We start from the raw sequence: 15,552 nt of genomic DNA, 5'->3' as shown, positions 1-15,552 counted from the left end.
AAGGAAGAGAACATTCTCTACGACCGCGACGAGCACGGCGAATATTTCCAACTCTACAGCATGACCTATGGCGAGGGCTTCTTCTTCGAGATCGTCGAACGGCGCGCCTATCGCGGCTACGGCGCTCCCAACGCCATCTTCCGTATCGCGGCGCTCAAAAAGGCGCTCAGGCCTGAAGGCATGCCGACAAGGTAACTCGCCATGGTTGGGTTTTCGCTTGAAAAACACAGCGGCAGTGCGATCTCGCGGTGCGGTCGACGTCTCCCGGTTGAATGTACAGTCTTCGCTTCCATCATGTTGCGCTTCTGTGCGGTCAGTTCAACAGGATGCGCTCTCCGGAAGCTGCGGATCGCTTGACGGCGTCGATGACCTTGAGGGTCTGAAGGCCTTCGCGGCCGCTGACTAGCGGCTGCTCCTCGCCCCGGATGACCTTGCAGAACTGCCTGATCTGCAGGACGAGCGGATCCTGATCCTCGACATCGACCCGTTCGTTCTCGAAGGGCTCCCACCAGCTTCGCTTAACGGGGTTGCGCCAGATTTCGAGAGACGGAATGGCCAGGGAGCCATGGGTCCCGCCGACGACGTAGCAGGCCTCGTCGGCTTTTGGATAAACGGGGTTCTCGCCGGTGGTCATCTCCCAGCTCCAAGGGGCGACGACGGAGTCGGAAACCGATGCGGTGGCGAGAATGCCGTTCCTGAACTCGATGAGAACCACGGCTGTTTCCTCGACGGCGTTGCTGCGGACCGCATTGGATTCGCGCGCCTGCACGGCGGCGATATCGCCGAAGAGGTAGCGAAGATTGTCGACGTCGTGGATGAGGTTCAGAAAAACCGGGCCGGCTCCGGCCTGTCGACGCCAGGCAATGTCGAAGTAATCGTCCGGCTTGAACAGCCAGAACATCGCGTTGACAACGAGCACGCGTCCGAGCCGGCCGCTGTCGATAATTTCCTTTGCTTTCTGCATCATCGGATTGTGCCGCCGATGGTGCCCGGTCAGGAGCGGAACGCCCTTGGCTTCCGCGGCGGCGATGAGCCGCTCGCCCGACGCGATATCGTCCGAGATCGGCTTTTCGATCAGGGCCGGTATGCCCGCTTCGACCGCTTCCAGTCCATTCTGGACATGGACCTGATTGGGTGTCGCGACGATAATCCCGTCGGGCCGGTCGACGGCAATCATCTCGGCGAAGCTTGCGAACCACTTGACGCCCGCTTCCGCCGCAATCTTCTGCCCGATCGGCGTGGGATCGACCACCGCACGGAGTATCGCGTCGGGTTCATTCAGGACATGTTGGATATGCCGTTTTCCGATAAGGCCGGCACCAAGCACAGCCAATCTGACTGGAGTGGTCACGGTCGCCTCATTTCTTCTCGGAGGTCTTAATCAGGGTCGCTACGCGGCGGATGCCGAGCTGGTATCCTTCGGTACCGAGGCCGCAGATCACGCCCTCCGCGCGGTGCGAGACAAACGAGTGATGCCGGAAGCTTTCGCGCTTGTGGACATTGGAAATGTGGATCTCGATGACCGGGCCTTCGAATGTGTTCAAAGCGTCGAGAATGGCCAGTGACGTATGTGTGAAAGCCGCCGGGTTGATGACGATACCTGCGCCATCTTCCCGTGCCTCGTGGATCCAGTCAATGATTTCATACTCCCGGTTGCTCTGGTGGAAGCGGATCTCGTGCCCTAGCTCCGTTGCCACTTTCCGGCAATCGGCTTCGACGTCGGCAAGGGTTTCATAGCCGTAGATATGCGGCTGACGCTTGCCGAGCAGGTTGAGATTGGGACCATTCAAGACGTAGATCAGGCTCACGAGAACTCCTTTATTTCATGAAGCCGGCGTCTCAGGCGAGTGTGCTCTCCTGAAGCGCAAGGGTGGGGTCGGATTCGTAGAGATCGACGCGAAGGCCGAGCCGGCCTTCGGCCAATGCAGGGGCGGCGGCGGCCCGCGCCTCCTCAAAAACGGCTTTCAGAAGCTTCTGCCTGGCTTCCAACGGGCGGCCGGGCGCCATGCGGATGATGATCTGGATGAACTGATTGTCGGGGTGCTCGTCACCGACGCAGGAAAAGCTTGCCTCCCGCGCAAGCGTCCGTACGGCTTTCGGTTCGACGATCCCTGTGTCGCGGATGCAGCGGTGAACCACTGCCGTCAACGCATCCATAGCGACCCGATCACCGGCACCCCGGCTGTAATCGATGATCACATGCGGCATCGTCGGAGACCTTTCAAAGCGTCGCGCGGCATAGCTCGGCGAAATGACGGGACATCCGCTCAGCATCCGGTTCGATACCGGTAAAGAGCTTGAAGGCCGCTGCAGCCTGGAACACGGTCATGCCGCCACCTGGAAGGGTTCGGCATCCTGTTTTCCGCGCCAGCGCGAGAAGTTCGGTTTCCAGCGGCATATACACGATATCTGCAACCCAGTGGCGCTGATCGAGCCAGACCGCATCGATCGGCAGGCCAGGATGGCTTTTCATGCCGGTGGGTGTGGCGTGGATCAGGCCGTCGGCAAGGCGCATCGCTGCGCCTATGTCGGTGATCGGGTCCGCGCATTGCCTGGAGAACCGATCATTCAGTTGGGATGCCAGACGTTCGGCGCGCTGGCTGTCCCGGTCGAAGATCGAAAGCCGTTCGATTCCGAGCTTGATTGCCGCATGTGCGACCGCGACGCCGGCGCCGCCAGCTCCCAACAGGACGGCACGGGATCTTGCCACATCCGGCAGACCGCACTCAAAATTCTTATAGAAGCCATACCAATCGGTGTTGTGGCCGATCCGCTCGCCGTTCTGGAAGACCACGGTATTGACGGCGCCTAACATCTCGGCATCCTCGGAAAGCTGCGTCAGATGGGCGATAACGGTCTGCTTGCAGGGATGAGTTATGTTGCTTCCGGCAAATCCCCGCCGCTCCTCTTCGTCGAGAAGTGCGGGGAGGGCGGATACCGGCAGGCTGCGTTCCGTCAGGTCGAGAAGCTCGTATCGGTAGTCGAGTCCCTGGTGCCGGCCTTCCACTTCATGAAGCGCCGGCGATTTCGACATCTGGATCTCCGCGCCTATAAGACCGACAAGAAATTGCTGGTTGTTCATGGGCATACTCTCTTCAGGCCGGCCTAATGATGAGCCAGAATTTCACCGAGGAAGGTCTTGGTGCGTTCGTGCTTCGGCGATTTGAAGAAGATTTCCGGCTCCGCTTCTTCGATGATCTCGCCGGACGCCATGAAGATGACGCGGTCTGCCACCTGCCTTGCAAAACCCATTTCGTGGGTAACGCAAATCATCGTCATCCCGTCGCGGGCCAGCGAGATCATCGTATCGAGCACCTCCTTGACCATTTCGGGATCAAGCGCGGAGGTCGGCTCGTCGAACAACATCACTTTCGGTTCCATGCAGAGCGCGCGGGCGATGGCGACGCGCTGCTGCTGGCCGCCCGAAAGCTGCGCCGGATATTTCTCCGCCTGATCGAGGATCCGGACCCGTTCGAGATATTTGCGCGCCAGTTTTTCGGCATCCGCACGGCTTGTTCCCCTTACACGCATCGGCGCCAGGGCGCAGTTCTGCAAAACCGTCATGTGCGGAAAGAGATTGAAGCTCTGAAACACCATGCCGACTTCGCGGCGGATCGCATCCACGGCCTTGCTGCTGCCGTCCAGCAACTGGCCTTCAACGGTTATACTACCGTCCTGGATTGTCTCGAGCGCATTGATGCACCGGATCAAGGTTGATTTACCGGAGCCGGACGGTCCGCAAAGAACGATCTTCTCGCCTTTGCGAACCGACAGATCGATGGCCTTCAATGCATGAAAGGCGCCGTACCATCTCTCCACTTTTTCAAGTGAAATGAGCGTCGACTGGTCTATGACGGAATTGGCCACGGCACCCTCCTTACGATCTTCAGTTAACGGTGAACGGAATGTTCGGTATGGATTCCGGGAACTTCGGCAGTTCGATACCCATCCATTTCTTGGTAATTGCGGCCAGTTCGCCACTGGCCTTGATCTTGTCGATGAAGGCGTTGACTGTGGTGTTCCAGTCCTTTTCACCAAGCCGTGTTCCAACGCCGTTGTAGGTTGTCAGAAACTCGATCTTGCGCTCGTATTTCCCGGAGGCGGCCGCATCGAGCCGCTGGCCGTAGAACTGGTTGCCGCCGACTGCCTTGACCTGGCCGGAAATCAGCGCCTGGATCGTTGCGGCGTCGTCATCGAAACGACGAACGGTCGCGGTCGATCCGACGGCGTCGCTGACGGCCTTGTCCTGCGAACTCGACTTCGGCACGCCGATTTCCCAGCCCGCCAGATCGGCGACGGCCTGTGCCTTGTCGGCCTTTGCCGCGTAGAGAGCGATGGTGTTGGCGGCATAGGGCTTGCTGTACTGGATCGACTTGGCGCGCTCCTCGGTCATTGCCATCGTGGCGAACAGAATGTCCACCTTGCCGGTCGTCAGCGCCGGGATGCGGTTGGCGACGGCGAGCGGCTGGAACTGAACCTTGACGCCAAGCTCCTTGGCGAAAAGCGTTGCCACGTCGGCGTCGAAGCCGTCCTGGGTGCCGCTCGAGTTGACGAAGCCCCAGGGCGCATTGTCGCCCTGGATGCCGACGACGATGGTGCCCTTGGACTTGATCTCCGCCACGCTGGCGGCCGAGGCCGTCGCTGTGCCAACCAAGGCGAACGCCGCGGTTGCGAGCGCGACCCCCATCAATTTCCTGCGATTGCATTGCATTTCATTCTCCTCCTCTTTGATATTGCTTCGTGGGAAGCTTCAGCGGGCGGCTTTAGCCATCCGTTTCTCAAGACCGGTCCCGAAATGGGAGAGGGGCCAGCAAATGATGAAGTAGATCACGCCGACGATCCCGAAGACGAGAAGCGGCCTGTAGGTCTGGTTGGATATGATCTGCCCGGCGCGGGCGAGTTCGATAAAGCCGACGATCGCTGCGAGCGACGTGCCCTTGATCAGTTGCACCAGGAAGCCGATGGTCGCCGGCATGGAAATCTTGAGTGCCTGCGGGAGGATGACATCCTTCATCCGCGACACGTAGTGCAGTCCTAGCGCGTTTGCGGCCTCGGCTTGTCCCTTCGGAACAGCCTCGATTGAGCCGCGCCATATCTCGCCGAGAAACGCGCTGGCGTGAAGAGTGAAAGCGATCGCGACAGCAAGCCAGGCGCTAACATCGATGCCGATCAGCGCGACGCCGTAATAGACGACGAACAACTGCATCAGAAGCGGCGTACCCTGGAACAGGGCGATATAGGCAGCGGACGCGGTTCTCGCGGCGGCGTTTCGTGATGAGCGGATCAATGCGATCAGCATGCCGAAAATACCGCCACCAATGAAGCCGATGACCGCAAGCAAAGCCGTCCACTTGAGCCCTTGCAGAAGGAAGAGGAATTCGTTGGCGCCGACAGGTCCCATGGTAGATCCTCCTATCGTGCCGGGTAGCTGAAATAGCGGCGGGAAATCAGGGCGAAAATGCCCATCATGACGCTCGATATGACGAGGTAGATCCCGGTGACCGAGAAATAGACCTCGAAGCTTCTGAACGTATCGGACTCGATCCGCTGGGCCGCCGAGGTCAGTTCATAAGCCGCAATAGAGGTGCAGACCGATGTCGTGAGCGTCAGCATGATGAACTGGCTCGTCAGCGACGGATAGATTGCGCGCAGCGCCGGCTTGAGCACGATCAGGCGGAATACATCGGCCTTGTGCAAGCCAAGCGCGTAACCTGCCTCGACCTGACCCTTGCTGATGCTTTCGACGCCGCCCCGGATAATCTCGATCGCATAGGCGCCGCCATTGATGCCGAGCGCGATGATCGCCGTTGCCGTCGGATTGAGGCGGATGCCCATCAGGGGCAGGGCAAAATAGATATAGAAGATCTGCACCAGAAACGGCGTGTTGCGCACGATTTCGACAAAGGCGATGACGGGAGCCCGCGCGATCTTGTTGTGCGAGGTCCGGGCGATGACGCCCAGAATACCGATCAGCAGGGCGAGCGCCATGCCGGCAAATGCGAGGCCGAATGTTCCTAACGTCGCCCACAGCAATTCGGGGGCGCGCTCGAAGACCGCACCGAAGTCGAACTTATAATTCATGGAAAGTTTTCCTCCTCCCGGCGCGGCCTCCACCGCGCCAGACCAAGAACGTCCTAGTTTCCTGATTGCAGAATTTTCCGCGCCTTCAGATTGAGATTTCTCAGATGCGCCAGCGGAGCCACGTCTCCGACCAACGGAACCTCCACCGATATCGCGGCTTTATCGGCAAGTTTGCTCAGCAGTTCTTTCAGGGCCAGCTTACCGTCACCCGGAGCCAATCGTCCCGCCCGCGCTTCATTGATCATATCTTCGGGGCGCTTGGGGGCCGACCCCATTGCGTCGCAAAGCTGGACATGCTGAACGATATCCACATTGATGTCGTCAACGCTTCCACCGTTTCTGAAAAAATGGATGGCGTCGATCAAGGCACCTGCATTGTCCTGGCCACAGACCTCGACGAGTGAAGCGCACTCGTTGTAGGTCTTGACTGCGCGCCAGCCCATATTCTCAAGGTCGACGGCCATGTCGTAGCGCGCGGCAAGTTGGCAAAACTCGATGAAATTGCCGATCAGCCGATCGCGATTCTCGTCGTCGCCGCAGGTGGACAGGCGTCTGGCTCCGATGTCTGCTGCAGCCGCAACGATGTGTTCGACCGAGGCAGCGCTGAAATCCGGACCGATAACGAAGAACTCGATATCGAAGACCTTCATATCTTCGCTGTCGAGCAGGGTTCGAAATTCCGATGCTGCCTTACTGCCCTGCGGCAGTTCGTAGTAAGGCGCGCCCACAAAGGCGGGATGCAGCCGAAGCCCGACGGAATTGAATCCCGCTGTTGCGGCATCCTTTACGAATTGCGCCGGTGGCAACTGGATTGCGGAGAAATGCGCAACGCCGACCGGGATGTCTTTCATCTGTGTGGCATATGTCATCTCACGACCCCGGTGCGGGTGAGGTGACCAAGCAGATTGGTCCCTGTGCGATGGATGTGTTGACGGAGCTGCTCTGCAGCGTAATCACTATCTCTTGCAACCGCCCCCTGAGCGATCTCACTGTGCTCCTGGCTTACGTTTCGGTCGCCGGACGTTTGCGTCAGGAATGTTCTGCGATAACGGTCATTGAGATTGAGCAGCGTTTTGCAGAAGTGAAGCAGAAGCGGTTTCCCGCACCCTGAAATAAGTGTGAGATGGAAGTCCCGATGGACCGCTTCCCAATGCTCCAGCGTTTCCGGCTTGTTCGCATCTCGTTCGGCGCGGTTGAGCTTGTGAAGCATGCGCATGACATTGCTTTCCCATTCCACGTCGCCAACCCGGATGGACTCCTTCAGGGCGAAAACCTCGAATTCTTCACGCAGGCTGGTGATTTCCTCAAGATTTGCGAGCGAAACGGGTGAAACGCGATAGCCGCGATTGTCCTCGAACTCCACCAAACCATCGGAGATCAGGCGCGCAAGCCCTTCGCGCAAGGGGCTCAAGCTGACGTTGAACGACTGCCGCGCCCTGTCGAGATTGATCTTGCTGCCAGCCTCAAGGTCTCCCGAAATAATCGCTTCACGCAGCCGGGATGCCAGCTGGCTACCGATCGTGTTCTTCCCGTCATCGGAAAAGCCACCGTTTCCGGCTTGTTCGTTGGACAGGTTATGGGCCTCGGACCGCTGCTTCATAAAACCTCCCAGGCAAAAGTCGCCTGCTGTCGATGATCGATAAGATAAACGATTATTCTTGTCAACGGGGTCGAGGTAAAACGCCTAGTGACCCACATAATTCTTGTATCGTTTAATGATAATATCGTTGTTAATCAGTCATATAGGCGTATTTATACCGCAAGTGATGGCGCCTTCAGTATTTCCGGTGTCGTTGGTGGCTTGACAAATAATCGATTATTTTTGTAACGGTGCCGTATTGGGAGGTGACAAATGGTCATTAAAACTGAAAGCGACGTAACGCCCGCCGTGGTTGCGGCGATGGGTCGGACTTCCGATCCCAGGGTTCGGGAGATCCTCGTGGCGCTGGTGAAGCATCTTCATGCTTTCGTTCGGGAAGTGCGGCTGACCGAAGTGGAATTCCGGGAGGCAACGGCGATCTTGAACGAGATCGGCCAGATGCAAACAGACAGCCACAACGAGTTCGTCCTCATGTCGGGCTCCCTGGGTGTGTCGTCCCTCGTCTGCCTGCTCAACAATGGTGATAAGGGGCAGACCGAAACATCCCAGTCGCTTCTCGGCCCCTTCTGGCGCTTGAATTCCCCAAGGGTTGAAAACGGCGGCACCATCATTCGGTCAGACACACCCGGCACGCCGCTTTTCGTTCAGGCTCGAGTCGTTGACCGTGAAGGCGAGCCGATCTCAGGCGCCGAGGTCGATGTATGGCATGCGTCCCCGGTCGGCCTCTACGAAAATCAGGATCCCGATCAGGCGGAGATGAACCTGCGCGGCAAATTTATGACCGACGAGGACGGGCGCTTCTGGTTCCGAACCGTGAAGATGGTTGGTTATCCGATCCCCGTCGACGGCGTGGTCGGACGCTTGCTCAAAGCCCAGGGCCGCCATCCCTATCGGCCGGCGCATCTTCATGCGCTGATCTTCAAGCACGGCTACAAGACGCTGATCTCTCAGGTCTTCGATCCCAGCGATCCGAACATCGAATCCGATGTGCAGTTTGGCGTGACCGCGGCACTGACCGGCAACTTCGTTCGCCATGACGAACCGCACCCGACCGACAGGGACGTTCAAGGGCCCTGGTTCTCGCTCGCTTATACCTATGTCATGGAGCCTGGCGACGCCGTTTTGCCGCGCCCGCCGATCAAGTAACGCAATTTCCGGAGCCGGATCATGATTACCGATGAACAACGCCAGGCGGCGGCGGATGCCATATTGAAGGCGGAGACCGACCGGAAGCCGATCGTCCAGCCAAGCAAGACCTATCCCGATCTCGATATCGAGGACGCCTATCGCATCCAGGCCCTTTGGGCGCAGTCGCGTGTATCCCGTGGCGCGCGGATCGTCGGTCACAAGATAGGCCTGACGTCTCGCGCCATGCAGATGGCGTCCAAGATGACCGAGCCCGACTATGGCGTCATTCTGGACGATGCGCTTTACAACGACGGGGCGCAGATCAAGGCGGATTTGTTCATCAAGCCGCGCCTGGAAGTCGAGCTGGCTTTCATAATGGGGGAAGATCTCGAAGGAACGGGCACCCGGATCTACGACGTCATGCGCGCGACCGAGTTCATCGTGCCCGCGCTCGAGATCATCGATTACCGGACCGAAGTTCCGCGCGCGATCACCGACACGATCGCCGACAATGCAGCTTTCGGGGCAATCGTTGTCGGCGGACGAGTCGTTCGTCCCATGGATATCGACATCCGCTGGGTTGGTGCGACGCTTTCGAAGAACGGAATTATCGAGGAGTCCGGCGTTTCGGCAGCGATCATGGGCCATCCGGCGGCTGGTGTCGCCTGGCTCGTCAACAAGCTGCATGCCGTCGGTGGCGGTTTGAAGAAGGGGCAAATCGTCCTTGCGGGCTCTTTCACGAGACCGGTCGATATCGTCAAGGGTGATGTCATCCAGGCCGATTATGGGCCAGTCGGCTCGATCGGTGTCTCCTTCGTGTGAGGTCGGCGATGGATCTTCCTGTCAACAAATTCAAGGCGAAACTGCGCGCCGGGCATAGCCAGATCGGGCTCTGGTGCGGGCTTCCAGGAAGCTACGCGGCGGAGATCTTAGCGCCAGCCGGGTTCGATTGGCTGCTGTTCGATACGGAACATTCCCCCAGCGACGTGCTGACGGTATTGCCGCAACTACAGGCGGTGGCGCCCTATGAGGTCGCGCCGATCGTGCGACCGGCGGTCAACGATCCGGTGCTGATCAAGCGTTTTCTGGATATCGGCGTTCAATCGCTGCTGATACCCTATGTTCAGAACGCCGACGAAGCGAAAGCCGCAGTGGACGCCACCCGGTATCCGCCCGCCGGTATCCGAGGCGTTTCCGCTCTTACGCGTGCCACGCGTTTCGGCAGGGTCAAGAACTACGCACAGCAGGCGGAGCGGGAACTCTGTGTTCTCGTTCAGGTCGAAACGCGGGCGGCCATGGCTCATATAGAGGCGATCGCATCCGTCGAAGGCGTGGATGGCATATTCATCGGGCCAGCCGATCTCGCCGCCAGTTTCGGATATCCCGGACAGCCTGGCCACCCGGAAGTGGTCGAAGCCATTGAAAAAGCAGTTGCTCTGCTCAAGCGCCTCGGGAAGCCGGCGGGAATTCTTACACCCGACGAGAAGTTCGCGGCCCGTTGCATAGATTTGGGAGCGCTGTTCACGGCCGTTGGTGTCGATGTCGCCTTGCTGGCGCGCGGCGCTGAGGCCTTGGCAGGCAGGTTTGCGGAACGGGTGTGAACCATGGCGGTTCCGGACAAAGTTGTTTTCGAACTTGCACCAACGGGCCTAATCCGTGCTGCCGTGCATGTCGCAAATCCCGCACTTGCGCGTGTGGATGAGCGGACGGGTGCGCTTGTCGGGCCAAGTGTCGATCTGGCGAACGCATTGGCGGCGGAAACGGGCTGCGTCCTTTCGATCCTGAAGTATCAATCGGCGGTGGCGATATTGGCGGCGGCGGATCGAAACGAATGGGACGTCGCTTTTATCGCAGCAGACCCCTCGCGCGCAGATCGCTTTGCGTTTTCGGCCCCCTACGCGTTCGTCACCGCGACCTATCTCGTTCCGGTAAAGTCAGATGTCTTCCGCGTAGCGGATATGGACCTCTCCGGCTGCCGGATAGCGACCGCACAAGGGGCCGCCTATACCAAACAACTCGAACGTCAGCTCAAGAACGCGACGATTGTCTATGCCGACAATCCACCCGCAGCGATAGAAATGCTGAAAGCTGGTCTCTGCGATGCGGCAGCGGGGTTGAAGGGATCTCTTGGACTGGTTGCGGAGAATAATCCGCAATTCCGGAAATTGGATGACGCATTTTCCGAAATTCCGCAGACCCTTGCCGTCATGAAAACGATGAAAGCTGCAGCGGCGTTTATAAGAAATTTTGTTGAACGTTATGTCGCAGCCGGTTGTGGCGGGTCGCCCTTACAAGGGCCATCCGCTCGTTGAGCGGAGCACGCCCCATGCCGATGATACGGAGCCGGCTTAAGCTTCGCCTTCGGGAACTGCCGGCGAAGCAGTTCGCCGTCCCGTCTTTCCGAAGAACGCCATATTCTTGAATATTGCTACCGCGCAGGCTGAAAAAGCTCGATGAGATTGCCGGCGGGATCGACGAGCAGAATCTGCGAACCGCCCGGCCCGGTGACCACGTCATTGCGAAAGCTGACGCCTCTTGCGCGTAAACGCGCCACCTCGGAGGCCAAGTCATCGACGATAAGATGAATGCGGTTCCAGCCGCCCGGCGCCGGTTGTTCGCCATCGGGCATCGGCCGGCCCGCCGAACTCATTGGACCGCTTAGGAGTAGCCGCAATGCGCCGCGCCTGACGTCCGCGAACGCCGGCGCCTGCTTTGAGATGAGGGAGAAGCCGAGATGGCCCACATACCATTCCACCGCAGTTTCCACGTTGTCGACCATATAACGGACGTTGACTGTTTCATCGACCATCTCTGCCTCGCAAGGTTTGAAAGAAGCTCAGGGAGAATAGCAAAACGGTCGTGATTGAAAACGGGTAGACGCTCTCATGTTGGGAAGGTGATTCATCTCAATTGGGATATCACTGTCGCAAAACCGTAATGTCGCGTCTCTAGGTTTAGAACGGCTCTAAAGCAGGATGATTTTGGACCGCATTTCAACCAGTGGAGGTATTCGATGGACCATCTTTCGCAAAAGATTTTTCCGACGACCCAGCTCGAAGACGCCGATGGCGAAGGTCACAACACGAGCGCCAACCCGACGATGGGCGAAATCGTCGGCAAGCGCTTTTCGCGCCGGAATTTCCTGCAGGGTTCGCTGGCTGTCTCTGCTATCGCGGCCACGGTCAGCCCCTTCGCTCTGATGAGCGCCGACGAGGCGCGCGCACAAGGCAAGAGCAGTTCTGCATTCAAGTTCACCGAGGTGGAAGCCGGCGTCGATGCCAACCATCACGTCGCCGAAGGTTATAGTGCCGATATCCTGCTGCGCTGGGGCGATGCGGTCCTGCCGGGCGCCCCGGAATTCAATCCGACCAAGCAGACCGCCGACGCCCAGAGCAAGCAGTTCGGCTACAATAACGACTATGTCGGTTACATTCCGCTCGAAGGTTCCAGCGAGCACGGCCTGCTCGTCGTCAATCACGAATACACCAATCCGCATCTGATGTTCCCGGGCCTCGTCAAGGTCGTCGACGGCAAGATCAAGCAGGGCGCCCTCAGCAAGGAGCAGGTGGATGTCGAAATGGCCGCCCATGGCGGCACCATCGTCGAAATTCGCAAGCAGGGCGGCAAGTGGCAGGTCGTCGCCGACGGCAAGTACAATCGCCGCATCACCGCCAATACGCCGATGGAGATCACCGGCCCGGCTGCCGGGAATGATCGCCTGAAGACCAATGCCGATGCGACCGGCACCCGCGCCATCGGTACGATCAACAATTGTGCCGGTGGCGTCACGCCCTGGGGCACCTACATCATGGCGGAAGAGAATTTCCATGGCTATTTCTCCGGAAAGCTGCCGGAAGGTCATAGGGAAGCCGCCAACTACAAGCGTTATGGCGTTCCGGAAGGTGGCTACGAATGGGCCAATTTCTACGACCGCTTCGATCTCGCCAAGGAACCGAATGAGCCGAACCGCTTCGGCTGGATCGTAGAGGTCGATGTCATGGATCCGACCTCCACGCCGAAGAAGCGCACCGCGCTCGGCCGCACGAAGCATGAAGGTGCGGAGTCGATTGTGGCCAAGAACGGCAGGGTCGTCTTCTATCTCGGAGACGACGAGCGTTTCGATTATGTCTACAAATTCGTGACCGACGGCACCTTCAATCCGAACGACCGCGCGGCTAATATGACCCTGCTCGATCAGGGCACGCTTTATGTCGCCAAGTTCAACGAAGACGGCAACATGCAGTGGCTGCCGATGGTTCACGGCCAGGGCCCGCTAACGGCCGCCAACGGCTTTGCCAGCCAAGCCGACGTGCTGATCGAGTGTCGCCGCGCAGGCGATGTGCTCGGCGCTACCAAGATGGACCGTCCGGAAGACGTCCAGCCGAACGGCGTGAACGGCAAGGTCTATGTCATGCTGACCAACAACACCCGCCGCAAGGCAGACCAGGTGAATGCCGCCAATCCCCGCGCGGAAAACGCCTTCGGGCACATCATCGAGATCGCTGAAAACGACGGCGATTTCACCGCGACCTCCGGCAAGTGGGAAGTGCTCCTGAAATGCGGCGACCCGTCGGTTGCGGCGGTGGGTGCGACATTCTCGACCGAAACCACGAAGAACGGCTGGTTCGGCATGCCGGACAACTGCGCTGTCGATTCCGCCGGTCGCCTCTGGGTATCGACGGACGGCAACAATAACAAGCAGACCGGACGCACCGATGGCCTATGGGCAGTCGACACGGAGGGTGACGCCCGCGCGACATCGAAATTGTTCTTCCGCGTACCGGTTGGAGCAGAAATGTGCGGCCCGCTCTTCGCACCGGATGACGAGACCGCCTTCGTGGCCGTCCAGCATCCGGCTGATGGCGGCGAGGACTGGCCGGGCCATGGCCGTCCGTCCTACTACGAGGACCTCTCCACCCGCTGGCCGGATTTCAAACCGGACATGCCTGTACGACCAGCCGTAGTGGCGATTACCAAGATTGGCGGCGGCAAGATCGCCGTTTGAACCTGAAATGCGGCCCAAGCCGCAACAAGGGTGGCAGTGAGGCTGCCAGCCAGCAGTGAAGGGTTAGCGGCCGGGGTGCGCGCATCACCTCGGCCCCCCTTTTTATGAAATGCTCCCTGCGCCTGCTTGAGCGGGAGCCGCCGCTTCGGTTTTCGACTAGATAGCGGCGAGGCCGACCGCCCCAAGCCCCATGCCGAGTACCACCATCCATGGCGGCGCCTTCCAGACGACAAGCAGGAGGAAGTCTGTCAGCGCCAGCGCGAAGTCGTGGGCACCGACGATCGCGCTTGTCCAGACCGGGTTGTAGAGAGCCGCCCCGAGAATTCCGACGACGGCAGCGTTGGCGCCGCGCATCGAAGCCTGGGCCATAGGCTGCTTCCGGAAACCATTCCAGAACGGCAGAGCGCCGAGGAGCAACAGGAACCCGGGCACAAAAATTGCGGCAAGGCATATGGCTGCGCCAAGGATGCCATTTGGAGCAGGGCCCATGACGGCACCGAGATAGGCGGCAAAGGTGAACAACGGACCAGGGACCGCCTGAGCGGCACCATAACCCGCCAGAAAGGCGTCATTCGTTACCCAGCCAGAACTGACGACCTCAGCCTGTAGCAAGGGCAGCACGACATGGCCGCCGCCAAAGACCAGCGACCCAGAGCGATAGAAGGAATCGAACAGTGCGAGACCTTGAGAATCGACCGCCGCCGCGACGATGGGCAGTCCGACGAGCAGCAGGAAAAACGCAGCAAGGCATCCGGTTCCGACAGTCCGTGAAACCCGGAAGGAAAGATGGGTTGTCCCCGTGACGGGACCGTTGCGGCACAGGGCAAGGCCTGCCAGAGCACCGAGCGAGATGGCCGCAATCTGTCCGGCCGCACCGGCCGCAAACACGACGATGAGAACGGCGACGAGCGCGATGCCCGCCCGCTCCCGATCGGGGGTGAGGCTCTTTGCCATGCCCCATACCGCCTGCGCTACGATGGCGACAGCCACGACCTTCAGACCATGCAGCAAGCCTGCGCCGATTGGCCCGTCAAATGCCGTTGCCGCCATTGCGAATATCACCAGCAAGATTGCCGACGGCAGCGTAAAGGCGGTCCAGGCGGCCAAGGCGCCAAGCGGGCCGCCGCGCAGCAGGCCGAGGGCAAAGCCGACCTGACTTGAGGCGGGGCCGGGAAGAAACTGGCAAAGCGCCACGAGGTCGGCATAACCTGCCTCGTCGATCCATTTGCGGCGCACGACCAATTCGTCGCGGAAATAACCGAGATGGGCGATCGGGCCACCGAAGGATGTCAGACCGAGCTTCAGGAATGCCGAAAAGACTTCACCCGGCGTGCCATGCGGATGCGGCTCGACTGTCTCCTCATGAATTGCTTCCGCCGATGACCTCACGAAACAACTCCTTTGCCTTTTCCCTGGCCATTTCGAGAGCTGCTACTCCGTACGGTGTTGCGTTGTAAATCCTGCGATGCGTGCGGCCCACCCGCTCCGTCCGCGAGGTGAGATAGCCCTTCTTCTCCATGGAGTGCAGCATCGGATAGAGTGTTCCGGCCGAGACCTTGTAGCCATGATGCGCCAGTTCCTCGATCATCCACAGACCGTGCAGGTCGCCTTCGGCCGCGTGATGTAGGACGGGAAACCGGATAAAGCCGGAAAGAAGATCCTGATGTTCCATCCACCACCATCAGATAACCCACACTCTCGAAAAGCGATATCGGGAACCGAGACTAGAGGCAAAGAG

The 15,552-nt window shown here is 59.4% G+C and carries 19 protein-coding genes; 6 read left to right on the top strand and 13 right to left on the bottom strand.

Annotation, left to right across the window (positions count from 1 at the left end; genetic code table 11):
* A partial coding sequence (locus J2857_RS23180) for a hypothetical protein (RefSeq protein WP_210012424.1) occupies nt 1-195 on the top strand: 195 nt, incomplete at its 5' end.
* Nucleotides 196-313: 118 nt separating this feature from the next.
* Here the strand turns inward: J2857_RS23180 and J2857_RS23175 are convergent.
* Genes J2857_RS23175 through J2857_RS23130 form a run of 10 tightly spaced genes read right to left on the bottom strand, consistent with a single transcriptional unit; the run spans nt 314 to nt 7,681 of the window.
* On the bottom strand, nt 314-1,351 hold the full coding sequence (locus J2857_RS23175; protein WP_210012423.1) for a Gfo/Idh/MocA family protein: 1,038 nt from the start codon (nt 1,349-1,351) through the stop codon (nt 314-316).
* Between the two features lie 7 nt (nt 1,352-1,358).
* Nucleotides 1,359-1,808 carry a type II 3-dehydroquinate dehydratase gene (gene aroQ, locus J2857_RS23170; protein WP_210012422.1) on the bottom strand — a complete coding sequence of 150 codons (450 nt, stop codon included), beginning with the start codon at nt 1,806-1,808 and terminating at the stop codon, nt 1,359-1,361.
* A 31-nt stretch (nt 1,809-1,839) separates the two neighbouring features.
* Nucleotides 1,840-2,208: a 5-carboxymethyl-2-hydroxymuconate isomerase gene (locus tag J2857_RS23165; protein WP_210012421.1), complete on the bottom strand. Its 369-nt coding sequence runs from the start codon at nt 2,206-2,208 to the stop codon at nt 1,840-1,842.
* A 13-nt stretch (nt 2,209-2,221) separates the two neighbouring features.
* Nucleotides 2,222-3,082, bottom strand: coding sequence for a shikimate dehydrogenase (locus J2857_RS23160; protein ID WP_210012420.1), 861 nt, complete (start codon nt 3,080-3,082; stop codon nt 2,222-2,224).
* Nucleotides 3,083-3,105: 23 nt separating this feature from the next.
* Nucleotides 3,106-3,867, bottom strand: coding sequence for an amino acid ABC transporter ATP-binding protein (locus J2857_RS23155; protein WP_210012419.1), 762 nt, complete (start codon nt 3,865-3,867; stop codon nt 3,106-3,108).
* A 19-nt stretch (nt 3,868-3,886) separates the two neighbouring features.
* Nucleotides 3,887-4,711, bottom strand: a complete 825-nt coding sequence (locus J2857_RS23150) for a transporter substrate-binding domain-containing protein (RefSeq protein ID WP_210012418.1) — start codon at nt 4,709-4,711, stop codon at nt 3,887-3,889.
* Nucleotides 4,712-4,750: 39 nt separating this feature from the next.
* Nucleotides 4,751-5,401, bottom strand: coding sequence for an amino acid ABC transporter permease (locus J2857_RS23145; protein ID WP_210012417.1), 651 nt, complete (start codon nt 5,399-5,401; stop codon nt 4,751-4,753).
* 11 nt (nt 5,402-5,412) lie between these two features.
* The gene (locus J2857_RS23140; RefSeq protein WP_210012416.1) at nt 5,413-6,081 is read right to left on the bottom strand and encodes an amino acid ABC transporter permease; all 669 of its coding nucleotides are present in this window, start codon (nt 6,079-6,081) and stop codon (nt 5,413-5,415) included.
* A 53-nt stretch (nt 6,082-6,134) separates the two neighbouring features.
* The gene (locus J2857_RS23135; protein ID WP_210012415.1) at nt 6,135-6,950 is read right to left on the bottom strand and encodes a sugar phosphate isomerase/epimerase family protein; all 816 of its coding nucleotides are present in this window, start codon (nt 6,948-6,950) and stop codon (nt 6,135-6,137) included.
* Nucleotides 6,947-7,681: a GntR family transcriptional regulator gene (locus J2857_RS23130; protein ID WP_210012414.1), complete on the bottom strand. Its 735-nt coding sequence runs from the start codon at nt 7,679-7,681 to the stop codon at nt 6,947-6,949. Before J2857_RS23130 ends, J2857_RS23135 begins: the two co-directional genes overlap by 4 nt.
* A 252-nt stretch (nt 7,682-7,933) precedes the next feature.
* Here J2857_RS23130 and J2857_RS23125 point away from each other — a divergent pair, with 252 nt between their 5' ends.
* Genes J2857_RS23125 through J2857_RS23110 form a run of 4 tightly spaced genes read left to right on the top strand, consistent with a single transcriptional unit; the run spans nt 7,934 to nt 11,121 of the window.
* Nucleotides 7,934-8,827, top strand: coding sequence for an intradiol ring-cleavage dioxygenase (locus J2857_RS23125; protein ID WP_210012413.1), 894 nt, complete (start codon nt 7,934-7,936; stop codon nt 8,825-8,827).
* Between the two features lie 21 nt (nt 8,828-8,848).
* Nucleotides 8,849-9,631, top strand: a complete 783-nt coding sequence (gene hpaH, locus J2857_RS23120; RefSeq protein ID WP_210012412.1) for a 2-oxo-hept-4-ene-1,7-dioate hydratase — start codon at nt 8,849-8,851, stop codon at nt 9,629-9,631.
* Between the two features lie 8 nt (nt 9,632-9,639).
* The gene (gene hpaI, locus J2857_RS23115; protein ID WP_210012411.1) at nt 9,640-10,410 is read left to right on the top strand and encodes a 4-hydroxy-2-oxoheptanedioate aldolase; all 771 of its coding nucleotides are present in this window, start codon (nt 9,640-9,642) and stop codon (nt 10,408-10,410) included.
* Nucleotides 10,411-10,413: 3 nt separating this feature from the next.
* Nucleotides 10,414-11,121 carry a transporter substrate-binding domain-containing protein gene (locus J2857_RS23110; RefSeq protein ID WP_210012410.1) on the top strand — a complete coding sequence of 236 codons (708 nt, stop codon included), beginning with the start codon at nt 10,414-10,416 and terminating at the stop codon, nt 11,119-11,121.
* A gap of 116 nt (nt 11,122-11,237) precedes the next feature.
* Here the strand turns inward: J2857_RS23110 and J2857_RS23105 are convergent, their stop codons facing one another.
* Nucleotides 11,238-11,618 (bottom strand): VOC family protein, encoded by a 381-nt coding sequence (locus J2857_RS23105; protein WP_210012409.1) that lies wholly within the window; start codon nt 11,616-11,618, stop codon nt 11,238-11,240.
* A gap of 204 nt (nt 11,619-11,822) precedes the next feature.
* Between J2857_RS23105 and J2857_RS23100 the strand changes: the two genes are divergently transcribed.
* The gene (locus J2857_RS23100; RefSeq protein WP_210012408.1) at nt 11,823-13,814 is read left to right on the top strand and encodes a PhoX family protein; all 1,992 of its coding nucleotides are present in this window, start codon (nt 11,823-11,825) and stop codon (nt 13,812-13,814) included.
* Nucleotides 13,815-13,970: 156 nt separating this feature from the next.
* Here the strand turns inward: J2857_RS23100 and chrA are convergent, their stop codons facing one another.
* Together chrA and J2857_RS23090 are read right to left on the bottom strand one after the other, a co-directional pair.
* Complete coding sequence (chrA, locus tag J2857_RS23095; RefSeq protein WP_348635711.1) at nt 13,971-15,203, bottom strand: chromate efflux transporter; 1,233 nt, start codon at nt 15,201-15,203, stop codon at nt 13,971-13,973.
* Nucleotides 15,175-15,486: a PadR family transcriptional regulator gene (locus J2857_RS23090; protein WP_210012407.1), complete on the bottom strand. Its 312-nt coding sequence runs from the start codon at nt 15,484-15,486 to the stop codon at nt 15,175-15,177. Before J2857_RS23090 ends, chrA begins: the two co-directional genes overlap by 29 nt.
* Between the last annotated feature and the right edge of the window lie 66 nt (nt 15,487-15,552).

It is taken from the genome of Neorhizobium galegae (genome assembly GCF_017877055.1).
GTDB lineage: Bacteria > Pseudomonadota > Alphaproteobacteria > Rhizobiales > Rhizobiaceae > Neorhizobium > Neorhizobium galegae_D.
The sequence above is the reverse complement of the archived record's forward strand: the minus strand, read 5'-3'. Positions and strand labels throughout refer to the sequence as shown.